The 16533-nt window shown below is 59.0% G+C and carries 15 protein-coding genes; 6 read left to right on the top strand and 9 right to left on the bottom strand.

Features of this window, described 5'->3' with window-relative positions:
• Together VA597_RS00895 and VA597_RS00890 are read right to left on the bottom strand one after the other, a co-directional pair.
• Positions 1-864, bottom strand: a complete 864-nt coding sequence (locus VA597_RS00895) for a pyridoxamine kinase (protein WP_128741182.1) — start codon at positions 862-864, stop codon at positions 1-3.
• A 222-nt stretch (positions 865-1086) separates the two neighbouring features.
• Positions 1087-2424, bottom strand: coding sequence for a glutamine synthetase family protein (locus VA597_RS00890; protein ID WP_128741181.1), 1338 nt, complete (start codon positions 2422-2424; stop codon positions 1087-1089).
• Between the two features lie 288 nt (positions 2425-2712).
• Between VA597_RS00890 and VA597_RS00885 the strand changes: the two genes are divergently transcribed.
• The 4 genes from VA597_RS00885 (at position 2713) to VA597_RS00870 (ending at position 5957) form a co-directional block, all read left to right on the top strand.
• On the top strand, positions 2713-3186 hold the full coding sequence (locus VA597_RS00885; protein WP_128741180.1) for an RNA polymerase sigma factor: 474 nt from the start codon (positions 2713-2715) through the stop codon (positions 3184-3186).
• On the top strand, positions 3179-4534 hold the full coding sequence (locus VA597_RS00880) for a serpin family protein (RefSeq protein WP_128741179.1): 1356 nt from the start codon (positions 3179-3181) through the stop codon (positions 4532-4534). Before VA597_RS00885 ends, VA597_RS00880 begins: the two co-directional genes overlap by 8 nt.
• Positions 4535-4639: 105 nt before the next feature.
• A complete protein-coding gene (locus VA597_RS00875) occupies positions 4640-5392 on the top strand; it encodes a L,D-transpeptidase (RefSeq protein ID WP_326974938.1) in 753 nt (250 codons plus the stop codon).
• Positions 5393-5522: 130 nt separating this feature from the next.
• Positions 5523-5957 (top strand): hypothetical protein, encoded by a 435-nt coding sequence (locus VA597_RS00870; protein ID WP_128744186.1) that lies wholly within the window; start codon positions 5523-5525, stop codon positions 5955-5957.
• A 67-nt stretch (positions 5958-6024) separates the two neighbouring features.
• Here the strand turns inward: VA597_RS00870 and VA597_RS00865 are convergent, their stop codons facing one another.
• Both VA597_RS00865 and VA597_RS00860 read right to left on the bottom strand, forming a co-directional pair.
• Complete coding sequence (locus VA597_RS00865; protein WP_128741178.1) at positions 6025-7149, bottom strand: cadherin-like beta sandwich domain-containing protein; 1125 nt, start codon at positions 7147-7149, stop codon at positions 6025-6027.
• An 84-nt stretch (positions 7150-7233) separates the two neighbouring features.
• Positions 7234-7752, bottom strand: a complete 519-nt coding sequence (locus VA597_RS00860) for a hypothetical protein (RefSeq protein WP_128741177.1) — start codon at positions 7750-7752, stop codon at positions 7234-7236.
• A gap of 148 nt (positions 7753-7900) precedes the next feature.
• Here VA597_RS00860 and VA597_RS00855 point away from each other — a divergent pair, with 148 nt between their 5' ends.
• The gene (locus VA597_RS00855; protein ID WP_128741176.1) at positions 7901-8917 is read left to right on the top strand and encodes an SDR family oxidoreductase; all 1017 of its coding nucleotides are present in this window, start codon (positions 7901-7903) and stop codon (positions 8915-8917) included.
• A gap of 61 nt (positions 8918-8978) precedes the next feature.
• Here VA597_RS00855 and VA597_RS00850 read toward each other — a convergent pair whose 3' ends face one another.
• The 5 genes from VA597_RS00850 to VA597_RS00830 are packed head-to-tail and all read right to left on the bottom strand — an operon-like array spanning position 8979 to position 13973.
• Positions 8979-9704, bottom strand: a complete 726-nt coding sequence (locus VA597_RS00850; protein ID WP_128741175.1) for a glutamate synthase — start codon at positions 9702-9704, stop codon at positions 8979-8981.
• Positions 9701-10930, bottom strand: coding sequence for an NAD(P)/FAD-dependent oxidoreductase (locus VA597_RS00845; protein WP_128741174.1), 1230 nt, complete (start codon positions 10928-10930; stop codon positions 9701-9703). The genes VA597_RS00850 and VA597_RS00845 overlap by 4 nt, the downstream gene beginning before the upstream one ends.
• Positions 10931-10935: 5 nt before the next feature.
• Positions 10936-11367, bottom strand: coding sequence for a 4Fe-4S dicluster domain-containing protein (locus tag VA597_RS00840; protein WP_128741173.1), 432 nt, complete (start codon positions 11365-11367; stop codon positions 10936-10938).
• A gap of 3 nt (positions 11368-11370) precedes the next feature.
• Entirely contained in the window at positions 11371-12879 is a 1509-nt protein-coding gene (locus tag VA597_RS00835) for a glutamate synthase-related protein (RefSeq protein WP_128741172.1), read from the bottom strand.
• Positions 12879-13973 (bottom strand): class II glutamine amidotransferase, encoded by a 1095-nt coding sequence (locus VA597_RS00830; RefSeq protein ID WP_128741171.1) that lies wholly within the window; start codon positions 13971-13973, stop codon positions 12879-12881. The genes VA597_RS00835 and VA597_RS00830 overlap by 1 nt, the downstream gene beginning before the upstream one ends.
• Before the next feature lie 407 nt (positions 13974-14380).
• Here VA597_RS00830 and VA597_RS00825 point away from each other — a divergent pair, with 407 nt between their 5' ends.
• Positions 14381-16474 carry a glutamine synthetase III family protein gene (locus VA597_RS00825; RefSeq protein WP_128741170.1) on the top strand — a complete coding sequence of 698 codons (2094 nt, stop codon included), beginning with the start codon at positions 14381-14383 and terminating at the stop codon, positions 16472-16474.
• The last annotated feature ends 59 nt before the right edge of the window (positions 16475-16533 follow it).

Raw genomic sequence — 16533 nt, 5'->3', positions numbered from 1 at the left:
TCATTCCTCCGGGCAGGCCTGACTCATCATCCGCGCATAGGCGGGGAGGCCTTCCTCAAAATTCACGCCGAACCGGACGTCCGTTCCGGCAAGATGGGTGCGGGCGATCGCGCCCTGCGTGAAATCCACGGCCGCGCGCGCCGCCTCTTCCAGGGGCAGGCCGTTCATCAGCGCGCCGATCATCGCGCTGGCGAACACATCGCCCGTGCCGTGGTAAAAGCCCTCGATTTTCCGCGAGAACGCGTATCCGGCCCGATCTGTTTCCCGGTCGTAAAAGGCACAGCCCGTTTTTTCCGGGGAAAACGAGACCCCGGTCATCACCACGCGGCGAGGGCCGAGCGCCGAAAGCCGGCGCAGCGTTTGTTCCGTCTCCGCCCGCTCCTGCGTCCCGTCCCGGTAGGGCTCGTCCAGCAGCAGCGCCGCCTCCGTCCGGTTCGGCAGGATCAGGTCCGCCTTCCGGCACAGGGCGGCCATCCCCTGCGGAAAATCCGGTCCGAAGGAAGCATACAGGCGTCCGCCGTCCGCCATGACGGGATCGACGCAGACGGGTGCGCCCGGCGCGCGGAATTCGGCGACCACCCGGGAGACCAGCCGGAGCTGCTCAAACGAGCCGAGGTAGCCGGTGTAGATCGCGTCGAACCGGAGCCCGAGCGATTTCCAGTGTTCCAGAATGCCCGGAAGGTCCCCGGTCAGGTCCCGGAACGTAAACCCGGCAAAGCCCCCCGTATGCGTGGACAGAACCGCCGTCGGAAGGACGCTGACCGTGCAGCCCGCGGCGGAGAGGATCGGCAGCGCCACCGTCAGGGAACATTTTCCGACGCAGGAGATATCGTGTACGGCAAGGATGTTTTTTTGTTCCCTCATATCCGTTTCCTTCCGTGTCAATGATGCTCCTATTTTAACGCGCAGCGCAGCCGAATTCAAGACCGGATAAAAAAAGCCCCGCCATTCAGCCCGGAATGAAACCGGAAGACATGTTTGGCGGGAGAGCGGTCAGAGCCCCTATAGCCGGGATGAATGCAGCGGCGTATTAACCGGGGCAAAGCGTGCGGAATCAGCGAAACCGTGAAAAGGCACCGCGCGTCATCAGTATTTCTGAAGATAATTTTCGATTTCCCAGTCGGTGACGGCGCGCGTGTAGCGGCCCCACTCGCGCTTTTTGTCCAGCAGGAAGTTCCGCAGCGCGTGTTCCCCCAGAACGTCGGAGACGACCGGGTCTTTTTTCAGTTCCTCCGCCGCGTCCATCAGGCTGAGCGGAAGCGTCCCGATGCCCATTTCCGCAACGGTACTGTCGGGCAGATCGAAGAGGTCGCGGTCCGTGGCGGGAGGCGGCGTCAATTTTTTCTCAATGCCGTCCAGCCCTGCCGCAAGGCAGCACGCCAGCGTCAGGTACGGGTTGGCGGACGGGTCCGGGGAACGGAATTCGATGCGGGAGCCCCTCCCCCTGGCGGAGGGAATGCGGACCAGCGGGCTGCGGTTGCGGCAGGACCACGTGATGTGCACGGGCGCCTCATAGCCGGAGGCCAGCCGCTTGTACGAATTGACGGTCGGGTTGCACACGGCCGTCAGCGCCCCGGCATGGGCCAGAAGGCCGGCCATAAACCGGTATGCCGTTTCGCTCAGCCCGTTTTCCGAGGGATCGTCCGGCCCGTCGAACAGGTTCCTTCCGCCGCTCATCAGCGACATGTGAAGGTGCATGCCGGAGCCGCTCACGTCCGAGCGCGGCTTCGGCATGAAAGTGGCGTAGCCGCCGGAGGCTTTCGCGATCGATTTGACCGCCATCTTAAACGTCATGATGTTGTCCGCCGTCTTGAGCGCGGTGTCGTATTTAAAGTCGATCTCGTGCTGGCCGACCGCCGCCTCGTGGTGGGACGCCTCCAGCTCAAAGCCCATGTTCTCCAGAGTCAGGCAGATCTCGCGCCGGATGTCGCCGCCGATGTCGATCGGGCCGAGGTCAAAATAACCCGCGGTGTCGCGCGTCTGCGTGGTCGGCCTGCCGTAGTCGTCCATTTCAAACAGAAAAAATTCACATTCCGGGCCGACGTTGAATTCCAGCCCAAGCTCCGCGGCCTTTTTCATTTCCTTTTTCAGGATTTGCCTGGGGTCCCCGTCATAGGGCTCCCCTTCGGGGGAATAGACGTCGCAGATCAGGCGGGCCACTCCGTCGTGGGTCGGCCGCCAGGGAAGCATGGTAAACGTGTCGCGGTCCGGATGCAGGCACATGTCCGCTTCCGCGTCGCGCGCAAATCCGTCCAGGGAAGAGCCGTCGAAAACGCACTGGTTATCCAGCGCCTTTTCCAACTGGCTCTTTGTGATGGCGACGTTCTTCATCATTCCCGTGATGTCCGTAAACTGCAGACGGATGAACGTGACGTCGTTTTCTTCCACCAGCCTGTAGATATCCTCTTTGCTGTAATGGCCCACTCCGCATACCTCCCGGCGGCAAAATTTCAAATAAAGCCAAAAAAAGCCGGCACAGCGTGTCGGACTTCCTTGCCCAAATCAATTGCGTTCGTTGTTCGCACTTGTTTTTACCCCTTTATTTTATACCATAGGGATGCCCCGTTGCAAGCCTAAATATGAACGAACTGAAAATAATTTCTAAACTCTGGGCCCGGCCGCTTTTACGGCCGGACGAAAAACAAAAAAATTTTTCAGCGGCGCAAGAAAACCGGCTTCCGCGTCGTATTATCAATGAAAGGGGAGAAAGGAATGGAGGCTGCAGAGACTCGCGCGGAGGAACTCCTGAAGCGGTATTCCGGCATGGTGCTGCGAATCGCCCTGCACAATGTCGGATCGAGGGCCGACGCCGAAGACATCGCACAGGAGGTGTTTTTAAAACGGATCACCGCGCGCCGCGCATTCGTTTCGCCGGAGCATGAAAAGGCCTGGATGATCCGGGTGACCGTCAACCAGTGCCGGGATTTTCTCAGGTCGGCGCAGCGGAGGGCGGTCCCGCTTTCGGAGGACCCGCCGGGCGAAGCGAGGGGCTCCGAAGTGATGGAAGCGGTCCTGTGCCTGCCGGTTCCCTACCGGAACGTGATCTATCTTCATTATTACGAGGGTCTGAGCGTCGGGGAAATCGCGCATATCCTGCGCAGGAGGGAAAACACGGTTTCCTCCTGGCTGCACCGGGCGCGCGCCGCGCTGAAAGACCTGCTGACAGGAGGTTTTGACGATGAATAACAGGGAAAAATACCGGGAAGAATGCAATCGCATCCATGTTTCCGAAGAATGGACGCGGGAAACCGCCGGCCGGATGGAACAGGCGGGAGGGCGACCGCGAAAAAAACGCTGGATGATCACCGGCGCGCTGGCCGCCGCGCTTGTCTGCGTTCTGGCTTTTTCTCCGCTTCTGAAGCCGGCGACCGTCACCGTGGAGGCGAAGGAAAACCTGATGGAGGGAATCAGCGCGCAAAAGCGGGAAATCCCGACAAAACCGGATTCCGATTTTGTCTCGGCACAGGCAGATTTCGCGGTGAAACTTTTTCAAAAGACGGCCGCCGCCGACAAAAACTCCCTCGTTTCGCCCGCTTCCGCCGCGCTCGCGCTCGGCATGACGGCAAACGGCGCAAAGGGAGACACGCTCTCCCAGTTCGAGGCCCTGCTCGGCGGCGGAATGGATCTTTCGGCGCTGAACCGAAATTTCGCTTCGGAGCAGAATGCCCTCAAATCCGTCTCGGAAGGAAAGCTTCTGCTTGCCAACTCGATCTGGTACCGGGACAAAAGCCTGACCGTCGAAAAGCCGTTTTTACAGGCCAACGCGGATTATTTCGGCTCGGATGCATTCCGGCTCGACTTTGAGGACCCCGCCTCCGTCGGAAAGATCAACGGCTGGGTCAGCAAAAGCACGGACGGGAACATCAAGAAAATGGTCGAAAAGATCGACCCCTCGGACATGATGTTTCTCATGAACGCGCTCTATCTGGAGCAGGACTGGGAACACGCTTATAACGGATGCACCGACGACACGTTTCACGCGCCGGGCGGAGACAAAACCGCCAAAATGATGGGGTCGATGGAAACGTACCTGAGCGACGGCGCGGCGGAGGGAATCCTCAAGCAGCTGAAGGACCCGCGCTACGCCTTCGCGGCGATCCTGCCAAAAAACGGGACGGCGCTGAATGAATATCTCAAGGGCCTGACGGGAGAGAGCTTTCTGAGCCTGATGCGCTCCGGAGGGCAGGCATTTGCTTCGGCGTCGCTGCCGAAATTCAAATTCGACTGCACGCTGGGCCTGAACGACGCGCTGAAATCGCTCGGCCTTTCCGACGCGTTCGATTCGGCGAAAGCGGATTTCTCGGCGATGGGCAGTTCGCCAAGCGGCAAGCTGTTTATCAATTCGGTCCTGCAGAAAACATTCATCCAGGCCGACGAAAAGGGTCTGAAAGCCGGAGCCGTGACCTCCGTCGGCATGGCCGGATCCTCGCGGCCCGATCATGTCCTGCAGTTTGACCGGCCGTTCGTCATCGCCGTGGTTGACACTTCGACGGACCTTCCCCTCTTTCTCGGCGTGGTCGCAAATCCGTCGTAAACGAACGAAAACAGTCCGATTTTTTCTCTATATGTAAAATTATTATGAATTCTTTCACGGACGTTGGAAAACCGCGTCCGTGGTTTTATAATATAAATAAAAGAAGTGAAATTCGAACTTGCCGCCGGACGCGGCGGGATTCTGACGAAAAAGGAAAGGACGTGCCGATTCCCGATGAAGGAACGCGGAAAAGGACCGCTGAAACACATTCTTCTCGTTGCCCTGATTCTTTTCGTGGGCGCGGGCGCGACTTACGCCTCGCTGAAGCCGGATCAGTTCAGCGAGGGAATGTCCGTTGCCGTCGAATGGCTGAAATTTGACATGTTTGCAAAGGCGGCCGAACCGGAGTCCTCCGCGCCGCCGTCCTCCCAGGCTGACGCATCCTCCTCTCCGGCGTCGTCCGCACCCGCGCAGAGCCGGGAATCCGCGCCTCCCGCTTCCAGCGGTCCGGAAACCCCGGCCGTTTCCCTGGAGCAAGCGCAAAAGCCGCTGAAAATCGACGTGTCGCTGAAGGACCAGAAAGTCCGCGTACTGGATGCAAAGGACCGGCTGGTCAAGGAATTCGCCTGTTCCTCCGGCGAGGAGGGCAGCGAAACGCCGACCGGGACCTTTACCGTGACCGACCGCGGAGAATCCTTCTACAATCCCGCGGTAAAGGAAGGCGCCTATTACTGGACCCGTTTTTACAAGACCTATCTGTTCCACAGCCTTCCGTTCGATGAAAACGAGGACATGGAGCCGCAGGAGGCCGCGAAGCTCGGAACCCCGGCGTCCCACGGATGCATCCGGCTGGAAACGGAGAACGCCAAATGGATTTACGATCATATTCCGAAAGGTACTGCGGTTGTGATCCAATAAAGTTTCAGGCTGCCGCAAAGGAGACGCGGCAGCTTTGTTTTTACAGTTTATTCAATTCTTTCCGGGGCTTCTATGCTATGATAATGATAGAAATTCCACGGCGAAAGGATGTGAAAGTTTGAACTGGCTTATGCGCTTCTCTTATTGGTACAGCCGGATGATGGCGGGGCGGTACGGCTCCGACCAGCTCGGCCTCGGGCTGATTGTGATTTATCTTGTGCTGGTTTTTCTGGCCAGACTGCTCGGGCTGCCGATTCTTTCTTTTCTGGCTCTCGCGCTTCTGGTCTGGGGAATTTTCCGGATCTTTTCCAGAAATACTTCCCGCCGTTATCAGGAAAACGCCGTGTTTTTAAAGTACTGGGGCCGGATCACCCATTGGTTCCGCACGGCTTCCGGCCGGTTTGAAGGCTGGCGGGGCAGGACCCTGTACCGGATGAACGATAAAAAAACGCACCGGTATTTCCGGTGCCCAAGCTGCAAGAACACCTTGCGTGTGCCGAAAGGCAAGGGGAAAATCGTGATCACCTGCCCGGTCTGCCACACGGAGTTCACAAAAAAGACCTAGGCCTCGTGTGAAAAATGAAGGAATTTGTCTATCCGGCGTTTTTTATTTATCAGGCAAGGCCTGAGTCTCAGTGCTGCCGCCGGATCGGCAGCCAAAGGCTGATCGCAATGCCGACCGTGATGCAGAGGGCCGCGGCCAGCATCCCGGTGAAAAAGGAGGGCATCCGGTCTCCGACCAGAACCAGCGTTCTGTCCCCGGAAGATTTCTGTTCCCCGTTCCCCGGCGCTTCCGCAGCGGCCTGCGGCGAATCCGCGGCTTGTTCCGCCTCCGGCGGCCGGACCTGCGAGCCCGGGCCGTCCTGGTTTTGAACTTCGCCCGCATCTTCCGGGAGCGATACCGGCTTTTTGCGGTCCCCGCCTGCGCCAGGGCTCTCGACTCCCCCTTTTCCTCCCGTTGCGGATACGGCGCCGTCTCCCTTTGCGGCACGCTGGACCGTAACCAGATACTGCGCAGTCTGCGACCGGTCCTCGGATGTGACCGTGATGGCAATCTGCGTCTCCTTTCCCGCCCCGTTGAGTGTTTTCCGGCTGACAGAGGCCTTTCCTCCGTCCGCCGCGGCGGGCCGAAGCTCCACGGTGCTGACCTCGCTGCCGACCGCCAGAGAATAGCTGCGGACCGAAGGCGAAAAATCCGGCTCGAGCTTTCCGGCCGAAGGGGTAAGCGAGGTCAGGGCGGCTTTTGAGGAAAGGGAAGGCAGAATCTTCAGGCTCAGCTTCGTTTCCGCCTGGTCCGCGTCCAGGGAATCTCCATCATAATCGCAGACCTGGTCCGCCGAAACGGTCAGGGCCGTGTTTCCCGCCTTCGCACCCGCCTCCACCTGAAACACAAAGGACGCGACCGTGCCGGAAAGTTTGGGGGCGTATCCGTTTTCCGTATTGCAGACATAGACGCTGCTGACCAGGCCGGAACCTCCGTTTGTCTGCATCGTGCCGCTCTTGACCGCGCCGGATGTCTCGGTGCTGACATAATCGAGCTTGTCCTCGTCATATTGTATCTTCAGCCGAAACCCCGCCGCCGTCTCTTCCGTTTTGTAGGCAGCCACGTCCAGGCGCACCAGTTCTTCTCCCGATGCGGACACGGGGTTCATCGAATAGGAAAAGTAGGCGGCGGAGTCTGCGGACGCAGGAACCGTCGGAAATCGTGCCAGCAGCCAGCACAGGCAGGCTAGAATGGGAAGACGGATTTTTTTCATCGGATTTTCCTTCCCCGGCAGCAGTCAAAAAACAGCCGTACCGCAAACGGCATGGCTGTTTTACAGAATACAAAATGTTTCGGATCAGGCGGTGACGGCGTTCTGCTCCATCTGGGAAGACCGGATGTCCCGCAGGCGTCTTTTCCGGAGGATCAGCAGACGGAAACGATTGTAGCGCTGAACGGCCGCAAACGGGGCGTTCGCCAGCATAATCAGAAAGGACATGACGATCCCGACCAGCAGCGGGTTGATGAGCAGCGTGACAACGGCGCAGATGCAGTTTTTCAGATGCATCCACTCCCCCCTGCAGGTCTCCACGATGAATTCATCCAGATAGTCGATCGACATTTCCGTCAAATGCTGCTTGGAAAATCCGTTTTTCCCGATATGCTGGGGAACCCTGTCTTTCCAGAACTGAATTTTCAGTGTATCCCGATACCAGCGGCCGCCGTGTTCCCACTGTTTCGGCGCGTAGCGCCCCTTTTCCGGGTCAAAAGCGGATTTCGGCATTCTGATGCAGATCAGGAATACGACCAGATGCCAAAGCCCTGCAATGACAAGATTCCAGACCAGCATGTTCAAAAAGGATAAATTTTTCAGCATCGCGGTCACTTCCTTTCTTCGATTCTTGAGAATTGTTTATTTTTATGCAGCCTTACGGGCAAATATACAAACCGCTTTCCTCCCGGATGTCCGGGACGGCAGCCTTCGATGTTATTATATTATAATACAGGAAACAGGAGTGTGCAAGATGAAAGTATTGTTTATCGGCGGAACCGGCGTCATCAGCGCTTCGGCGGCCTCTCTCGCCGCGGCGCGCGGGGATCAGGTGACGCTGCTGACGCGCGGCAGCCATCCGGAACTCGCGCCCTCGGGCGCGGAACTGCTGAAAGCGGATATTTCGGACGAAGAGGAAATGGAGCGGCTGCTCTCCGGCAGAATCTTCGACGCCGTCGCGGACTTCACCGTTCTGAAGCCGGAGCAGGCGATGCGGGACATCTCCCTTTTCACCGGGAAAACCCGGCAGTTCCTGTTTATCAGCTCGGCCAGTGCCTATCAGAAACCGCCGGTGCGGTATCCCATCACGGAAAGCACGCCGCTGCGCAATCCGTTCTGGCGCTATTCGCGGGACAAAATCGCCTGCGAGGAGCTTTTCACAACGGCATACCGGTCCCATGGCTTTCCCGTCACCATCGTGCGTCCCAGCCACACTTATTGCGACAGGAAAGTCCCTCTGCCCTTTTTCGGCGGCAAGGGCGGCTGGCAGGTGCTTTCGCGCATTCGTTTAGGAAAGCCGGTCATCGTGCACGGCGACGGGCTGACTCTTTGGACGTTTACGCACGCGGACGACTTCGCAAAGGGGTTCTGCGGGCTTCTGGGCAATCCGCACGCGATCGGAGAGGCGGTCCACATCACCAGCGACGAGGCGATCACCTGGAACGACGCGCTGGAGTCGATCGGCACGGCGCTCGGCGTCAAGCCGAACCTGGTCCACATCCCATCGGATTTTCTCGCGGCGTTCGACCCGGAGCTGCTCGGCAAACTGCTGGGCGACAAGGCGTACTGCGCCGTGTTCGACAACTCCAAAATCAAACGCCTGGTGCCCGGCTTTTCGGCCGGCATCCGGTTTGCGGACGGCGTCCGCAGCAGCGTGGAATATTATCTTTCCCACCCGGAGATGCAGGTGCCGGACCCGGAGTTCGACGCCTGGTGCGACCGCGTGATCGCGGCTCATTTCGCGGGGATCAAGAACGCGCAGAATTCCTGAACGAACGGCAAAGGCGGCGCGGCCCCGGAAGATTCCGGGGCCGCGCCGCCTTTGTCTGAAATTAATTAAACGTGTAAAGGTTTTGATAGGGGTTATTGGAATTCGGGCTCAGCACGAAGAACGGACGGCCGAACAAGCTCTGTTTGTCAACCGAAAACGCCGCGCAGAATTCGTCCAGATATGCGCCGATCTCCTCAAGGTCCGCCGCCGTGGCCGGAGCCGCCGCCACCTGAGGGGGAAGGTCCGCGGGAAGTTCCTCGCAGCGCAGAAACATCTTCCCGCCGTGCATCCCCGTCCCGCAGAGGTTTCCGACCGGCGCTTTCCTTTTGGAGCCGATCCCCAGCACGATGATGGTTCCGCCGGCCTGGTACTCCCCGAGAAAACTCCCGGTCTCCCCGCCGATCACGATCAGCGGCTTCTGCTCCCGATAGGCCTTCATATGGATGCCGACGCGGTACCCCGCATTGCCGCGCACCAGAATCTTTCCTCCGCGCATCGAATAGCCCGTCGCATCGCCGCAGGAGCCGTCGATCACGATGGTCCCCGCGTTCATGGTGTCGCCGGTCTGATCCTGCGCGTTGCCGCAGACATGAATGGAACTCCCGTTCAGATAGCATCCCATCGCATTGCCTGGAATTCCGCGGATCGTCAGATTCTTCCCGCTCATTCCCGCGCCGATATAACGCTGCCCCATGCAGTTTTCAACCAGGATGTCCGGGTCCGCCGCCGCGCGGATCTCCTCGTTCAGCGCCCGAAAATCCCTTCCGTCCGCGTCAATCCGGTTCATTTCGCACCTCCGAGTTTCTCCGCCCGGCGCCGGGCCGTAAACGCCATCAACTGCGGTTTCTGTTTGAGAAGATCAAAATCGACGGTATCGAGCGGAGTCTGTTCCCGGATCAGGGATGTGTAAATTCCGGCCCTGGCGATTTCTCCGATCAGGATAAATCCTTTCAGCAGATTGTCCTTCACCACCAGCTTTTTGTAAACGCCCGGTTTGGTTTCCACGATTTCTTCCCCGTCGTAGCTGCCCGCCGTGAGGACGTGGAGCCCGAAGAAGCCGATTGCGTTCATCGGCACGGCATTCGCAAAGCTCTTTTCGCCGCCGGCCATATTCACTCCGGCCGCCTCCCCCTGCAGGTAGGCGTTCGGCAGGATGGCCAGGACGCGCCGCTGCCCGGTCGTGATGTCGCGGCATTCGCAGCAGTCCCCCGCCGCGTAAATGTCCGGCACACTGGTTGCGGAACGCTCGTCGACGGCGATGCCCCGGCCGACCTCGCAGCCCGCCTGTGAGGCAAGCTCCGTATTCGGCCTCACGCCGACGGCGACGACAAGAAGGTCGAACTCCACCGTTTTCCCGCTTTTCAGATGCGCCCGGTCTTTCCCAAACTCCGCGACGCTGTCTCCGAGCAGGAAGCCGATTCCGTTCGATTCGATCTGCTCCTGCATCATCTTCGAGCCCGTTTCGTCAAGGATACTCGGCAGGATTCGGTCCGCGAGATCGACAACCGTGATGGAACCGGCCCGCCCTCGGATGCCCTCCGCGCACTTGAGGCCGATCAGCCCGGCGCCCACGATCAGCACGCGGCTTTCCGGGGTCAGGGCCGCTTCCAGCGCCTTCGCGTCGTCCAGCTTCATAAAGGTGAATTTCTTTTCCACCCGGTCCAGCCCCGCCATCGGCGGGATAAACGGCCGGGAGCCGGCCGCGATCAGCAGCCGGTCGTAAGGGAGCGATTCCCCGCTCTCCAGTCCGACCGTCTTCCGGGCGTCGTCGATCCGGACCGCCTTTTTTCCGGACAGGAGCGTCACGCCGTTCTTCTCATAGAAATCGGCGGGGCGGGTCCTCATCTTCTCCTCCGTCGTGCTCCCCTGCAGCAGATAGGAAATCAGCGGGCGGGAGTAGGCGGGATACGGCTCGTCGGAAATCACCGTAATCGGCCCCTCCTGATCGACGGAACGGATTCCCTCGACGCAGCCGACGGCCGCGGTGGAATTTCCGATTATCACATATTTCATTCGGTTCACCTCTCTTCAAAGACGATGGCGCCGTTGGGGCAGCCCGCGACACAGGCGGGCTCCCCGCACGCGTTGTCGGTGCAGAGCTCGCATTTCCGGACCGCGTGCCCGTCCGGGGCGGGCAGCACCGCCCCATAGGGGCAGACCAGGATGCAGGTAAAACATCCGACGCACTTGTCTTTGTCCACGTGGATCACGCCGTCCCTTCGGGAAATTGCGCCCGCGATGCAGCTTTTCATGCAGATCGGATCGTCGCAGTGACGGCAGGAAACCGCAAAGCTGATCCGATTGTCCCCCTCGATCTGGATCTTCGGGTGGATTTCCATCCCTTTGAGCGCCTTCGCCATATCGCGTTCGCCGGTCGCGGCGAACGCGCAGTTGTATTCGCACAGATGGCACCCCAGGCACCATTCTTCGTTTACATAAACCCGTTTCATCGCTCATTCCCCCGCGTGCTTGATTCCAAGGATCTCAAGCTCTCTGTCGTTCAGTCCCACGCCGCGCAGCATCAGGCGGTTTCCCCGCATCGACTCGATCGAGTTAATACCCATGCCGCCCATCATTTCCATGATTTCATGCTGCCACGCTGAAACCAGATTCACAAGGCGCTGATAACCGATCTCCGGATTCAGCCTTTTCACCAGGTCGGGGCGCTGGGTCGCGATGCCCCAGTTGCACTTGCCGACCTGACAGGTGCGGCAAAGGTGGCAGCCGAGCGCGATCAGCGCCGGGGTCGCGATATAGACCGCGTCCGCCCCGAGCGCGATGGCCTTGACCACGTCCGCCGAATTCCGAATGCCGCCGGCGACGATCAAAGACACATTGCTGCGGATTTTCTCCTGCCGCAGGCGCTCGTCCACCGCCGCCAGCGCCAGCTCGATCGGGATGCCGACATTGTCGCGGATGCGGGTCGGCGCCGCGCCGGTGCCGCCGCGGAACCCGTCGATCGCGATGATGTCCGCGCCGCTGCGCGCGATGCCGCTCGCGATGGCGGCGACGTTGTGTACCGCCGCGATCTTGACAATTACCGGCTTTTGATATTCGGTCGCCTCTTTCAGCGAATAAACCAGCTGGCGCAGATCTTCAATGGAATAAATGTCATGATGCGGCGCGGGGGAAATCGCGTCGGTCCCCTTGGGGATCATTCGGGTCTTGGAAACGGCGTCCGTGATCTTGGCCCCCGTCAGATGCCCGCCGATGCCGGGCTTCGCTCCCTGGCCGATTTTGATCTCAATCGCCGCGCCGGCCTTCAGGTAGTCCGGATGCACCCCGAACCGGCCGGACGCGACCTGCACGATCGTGTTCGGGCCGTACTCGTAAAAGTCCTCGTGCAGCCCGCCCTCTCCGGTATTGTAAAAAGTCCCCAGCGCCCGCGCCGCCCGCGCGAGGCTCTCGTGCGCGTTGTAGCTGATGGAACCGTAGCTCATGGCGGAAAACAGGATCGGAACTTCCAGCTTGAGCTGGGGAGGCAGGCCGTCGGTTTTGATCTTACCGTCCGGACCGCGCTCGACGCGGTCCGGCTTTTTGCCGAGGAAGGTCCGGGTCTCCATCGGTTCGCGCAGCGGGTCGATGGAGGGATTCGTCACCTGGGAGGCGTTAATCAGCATTTTATCCCAGTAGATCGGATAGGGCTTCGGGTTGCCCATGGAGGAAAGCAGCATGCCGCCGGTTTCCGCTTGGGCGTAAATTTCGCTGATGTCGCTCTGCCCCCAGTAGGCGTTCAGGCGGAACGTGTCCGGGTTTTTGACGATTTTCAGCGCATGCGTCGGGCAGAGCGCGACGCAGCGGTGACAGTTGACGCATTTGCTTTCGTCGCTCTTCATCGTTCCGGAATCCGGGTCGAAGGAATGCACCTCGTTCGCGCACTGGCGCTCGCAGACACGGCAGGCAATGCAGCGCTGCGGGTCGCGCAGAACGTCGTATTCCGGGATTTTATAGTTGATCGCCATTAAACCCGCACCCCCTCGTTGACCCGGATGACGACCGGCTCCCCGCCGCGCGGGGACCACAGGCGGTCCGGCTCCGGCTCCACCGTGCGGATCGCGCATTCCTCGCTCGCGACGTACACGCGGTCGCCCTTTTCGCCGACCACCATGCTGCGCAGCTTCAGGCGGTCGTTCAAGGCCATCATGCCGCCGGTAAAACCGAGCAGGATCGAGAACGGGCCGGTGATCAAAAGGCCGGAAAACACATTCCGCAGATAGGTGTAGCGCTTCTGCTCCTCCGGGCTCATCCGGTCGATCTCGCTCCAGAACGGCGCGGCGATCACGTCGGCGGTCTCAGTCAGGCTCATTCCCTGACGCCGGTTCAGATAATCGATAATGTAGGTGATGACCTCCGTGTCGGTCAGCAGCGTGCAGCGGTAGCCGAACATCTCGATCCACCGCCGGTTCGCGTCGTAGGAGGAAATCTCCCCGTTATGTACCACCGTGTAATCCAGCAGGCTGAACGGGTGAGCGCCGCCCCACCAGCCCGGCGTGTTCGTCGGGTAGCGGCCGTGCGCCGTCCAGCAGTAGCCCTCGTAATCCTCCAGCCGGTAGTAGCGGCCCACGTCCTCCGGGAAGCCGACCGCCTTGAACACGCCCATGTTCTTCCCGCTGCTGAACACATAGGCCCCTGTGATCTGCGTGTTGATCTTCATGACAAAGCGCGCGACGAATTCGCGCTCGTCAAGGCCTGTGCTCTGCAGCAGCTTGTCGTACGGAAGGCCGAAGTAGCGCCAGACGGCCGGTTCATCCGTGATCTGCGGAATTTTGCGGGTCGGTATTTTTTCGGCGACGGACACGTCGAAGCTGGACTGAAAAATTTCCTCGCACTCGTCTTTGGCGCGCGCGCTGTCGTAAAAGACGTGGAACGCGTAAAGATCGCGATTCTGCGGATAGATCCCGTAGGCCGCGAAGCCGCCGCCCAGCCCGTTTGAGCGGTCATGCATCGGCTCGATGGACCGGATGGCCGTTTCGCCGCTGAACCGTTCGCCGCTTTTTGAAATCACGCCCGTGATCGCGCATCCGGACGGAATTCTGATTTGCCCCTCATTTTGCATTTTTCCTTCAGCCTCCCTGCAGGAAACAGACTTACCGTTTTCTTTTGCCTTTTGGTCTGAATTTGAAAACGGAGGGTTTTGTTAATAATATAAACTTATTTTTAAAAATACTTTACTTTTGTACGTTTTCCCATGATATAATGTTTATCCGATAAAGTCAAGTGTTTCTGAGATTTTTACCGAAATGGCGGAATTTGTTATCCAAAATTCATAAGAAGAGGTTGAATGACGCTTTCCGACTTTTTTTTCTTTCCTTTTTGCATTTGCCGGCAATTAAAGATTGACTTTTTGCCCTGACCGCCATATAATAGGAATATACAACGAGGATGTTGTTGGGGCTTTCTGTAAGTGCCCCCACAGCATCTTTTTTCATTGTCAACGTATTTTATATAGGGAGTGGATTTCTGATGGGCAATGTTCCGGAATTGTTCGGAAGCATGGTGTTCAACGACACCGTAATGCAAGCTAGGCTTCCAAAATCGGCATATAAGGCTCTTAAGGAGACAAGGGAAAAGGGCAAAACGCTTGACCCGAGAGTGGCCGACGTGGTGGCAAACGCCATGAAGGAATGGGCATTGGAAAAAGGCGCGACCCACTTCACCCACTGGTTCCAGCCGATGACCGGCATCACCGCGGAGAAGCACGACAGCTTTATTTCTCCCACGGACGGGGAAAAGGTCATCATGGAATTTTCCGGCAAGGAACTGATCAAGGGCGAGCCGGACGCTTCCAGCTTTCCGTCCGGCGGGCTGAGAGCTACGTTTGAAGCGAGGGGCTACACCGCCTGGGACCCGACCAGCGACGCCTTTGTCAAGGAAAGTTCCCTCTGCATCCCCACCGCCTTTTATTCTTACGGAGGAGAGGCCCTGGACAAGAAAACCCCGCTGCTCCGTTCAATGGATGCCGTGAACAAACAGGCCCTGCGCATCCTGCGGCTGTTCGGCAACACCGAGGCGACCCGCGTGACCACCACGGTCGGCCCGGAACAGGAATACTTCCTGATCGACAAGGCGCTGTACGAAAAAAGAAAAGACCTGATCTACACCGGCAGAACGCTGATCGGGGCAAAGCCTCCGAAGGGGCAGGAGCTCGACGACCACTACTTCGGGGCGCTCAAGCCCCGCGTGGCCTCCTTCATGGCGGACCTGAACGAGGAGCTGTGGAAGCTCGGCATCCTGGCGAAAACTGAACATAACGAGGTTGCGCCTTCTCAGCACGAACTGGCGCCGATCTTCACCTCCAGCAACGTCGCGACGGACCACAACCAGCTTGTGATGGAACTGATGAAAAAGGTCGCCATCCGGCACGGCCTGACCTGCCTGCTGCATGAAAAGCCCTTCGCCGGCATCAACGGCAACGGCAAGCACAACAACTGGAGCATGTCCACCGACAAGGGCGAAAATCTGCTGGAACCGGGAGAAACGCCCAGCGAAAACGCGCAGTTCCTGCTTTTCCTCGCCGCCGTCATCAAGGCGGTCGACGAGCACCAGGACCTTCTGCGGATCAGCGTCGCCAGCGCGGCCAACGACCACCGCCTGGGTGCAAATGAAGCGCCTCCCGCCATCGTTTCGATGTTTGTCGGCGAGGACCTGGAAGAGATCCTGAACGCGATTGAAAGCGGCGCTCCCTGCGGCAAAAAGAACCGCGTCTTCATGGAGATCGGCACCGACGTGCTGCCGAAAATCCCGAAGGACACGACCGACCGCAACCGCACCTCCCCGTTCGCCTTCACCGGCAACAAGTTTGAATTCCGCATGGTCGGCTCTTCCGATTCCATCGCCTGCCCAAACATGATGCTCAACACCATCATTGCGGATACGCTGTGCTGCTTCGCGGACCGTCTGGAAAAGGCGTCCGATTTCAAAGCGGAACTGAACGCCCTGATCCAGGAAGTCATTAAAAAGCACAAACGCATCATTTTCAACGGCAACAACTACGCGCCCGAATGGGTCGACGAAGCCGCAAAGCGCGGCCTTCTGAACCTGCACTCCACCGTGGAAGCGCTGCCGTACTATATTAAGCCCGAAAATGTCGCGATGTTTGAAAAGCACGGCGTCCTCACGAAAACGGAGGTTTACTCCCGCTATGAGATCCAGCTTGAGAACTATTATAAACAGGTCAGCATCGAGGCGCTCGCCATGGCCGACATGATCCGCAAGGACCTTCTCCCCGCCGCCGCCGCCTACATGAAAGACCTGAGCGAAACGGCAAACAGCAAAAAACAGCTTTCTCCGGATCTGTGCTGCGGATTCGAAAAGGGACTTTTGGAAAAACTCGCTCCGCTGGTCACCGACCTGTACAGGAAGACGGAGGCTCTTGAAGCCGCCGCCAGCACGGATCGGGAATTTAAGGATGCTCTGGACGAGGCGGAATACTTCCGCAACACCGTATTCGCCCAGATGTCCGAGACCCGCGCCGTCGCGGACCAGGTCGAGCCGCTGATCGGCTCCGGTTACCTGCCGTACCCGACCTATGGAGAACTGCTGTTCAGCGTCGTGTGAATTTGCCCCTGCAATCATAAAAGAGCGGCAGGAGGGCGTGTTTGCGGCTTTTGGAAACG

This window comes from Caproicibacter sp. BJN0012 (assembly GCF_035986805.1).
Taxonomy (GTDB): domain Bacteria; phylum Bacillota; class Clostridia; order Oscillospirales; family Acutalibacteraceae; genus Caproicibacter.
Note: the sequence above shows the minus strand (reverse complement) of the source record. Positions and strands in the feature narration are given on the sequence as shown.

Bases quoted from the DNA above. Each gene is read 5' to 3' on its own strand.
- VA597_RS00880 (WP_128741179.1), top strand. From the start codon at position 3,179: ATGAATAACAGGGAAAAATACCGGGAAGAATGCAATCGCATCCATGTT.
- VA597_RS00825 (WP_128741170.1), top strand. From the start codon at position 14,381: ATGGGCAATGTTCCGGAATTGTTCGGAAGCATGGTGTTCAACGACACC.
- VA597_RS00870 (WP_128744186.1), top strand. From the start codon at position 5,523: ATGCGCTTCTCTTATTGGTACAGCCGGATGATGGCGGGGCGGTACGGC.
- VA597_RS00855 (WP_128741176.1), top strand. From the start codon at position 7,901: ATGAAAGTATTGTTTATCGGCGGAACCGGCGTCATCAGCGCTTCGGCG.
- VA597_RS00860 (WP_128741177.1), bottom strand. From the start codon at position 7,752: ATGCTGAAAAATTTATCCTTTTTGAACATGCTGGTCTGGAATCTTGTC.
- VA597_RS00895 (WP_128741182.1), bottom strand. From the start codon at position 864: ATGAGGGAACAAAAAAACATCCTTGCCGTACACGATATCTCCTGCGTC.
- VA597_RS00845 (WP_128741174.1), bottom strand. From the start codon at position 10,930: ATGAAATATGTGATAATCGGAAATTCCACCGCGGCCGTCGGCTGCGTC.
- VA597_RS00840 (WP_128741173.1), bottom strand. From the start codon at position 11,367: ATGAAACGGGTTTATGTAAACGAAGAATGGTGCCTGGGGTGCCATCTG.
- VA597_RS00885 (WP_128741180.1), top strand. From the start codon at position 2,713: ATGGAGGCTGCAGAGACTCGCGCGGAGGAACTCCTGAAGCGGTATTCC.
- VA597_RS00865 (WP_128741178.1), bottom strand. From the start codon at position 7,149: ATGAAAAAAATCCGTCTTCCCATTCTAGCCTGCCTGTGCTGGCTGCTG.
- VA597_RS00830 (WP_128741171.1), bottom strand. From the start codon at position 13,973: ATGCAAAATGAGGGGCAAATCAGAATTCCGTCCGGATGCGCGATCACG.
- VA597_RS00835 (WP_128741172.1), bottom strand. From the start codon at position 12,879: ATGGCGATCAACTATAAAATCCCGGAATACGACGTTCTGCGCGACCCG.
- VA597_RS00850 (WP_128741175.1), bottom strand. From the start codon at position 9,704: ATGAACCGGATTGACGCGGACGGAAGGGATTTTCGGGCGCTGAACGAG.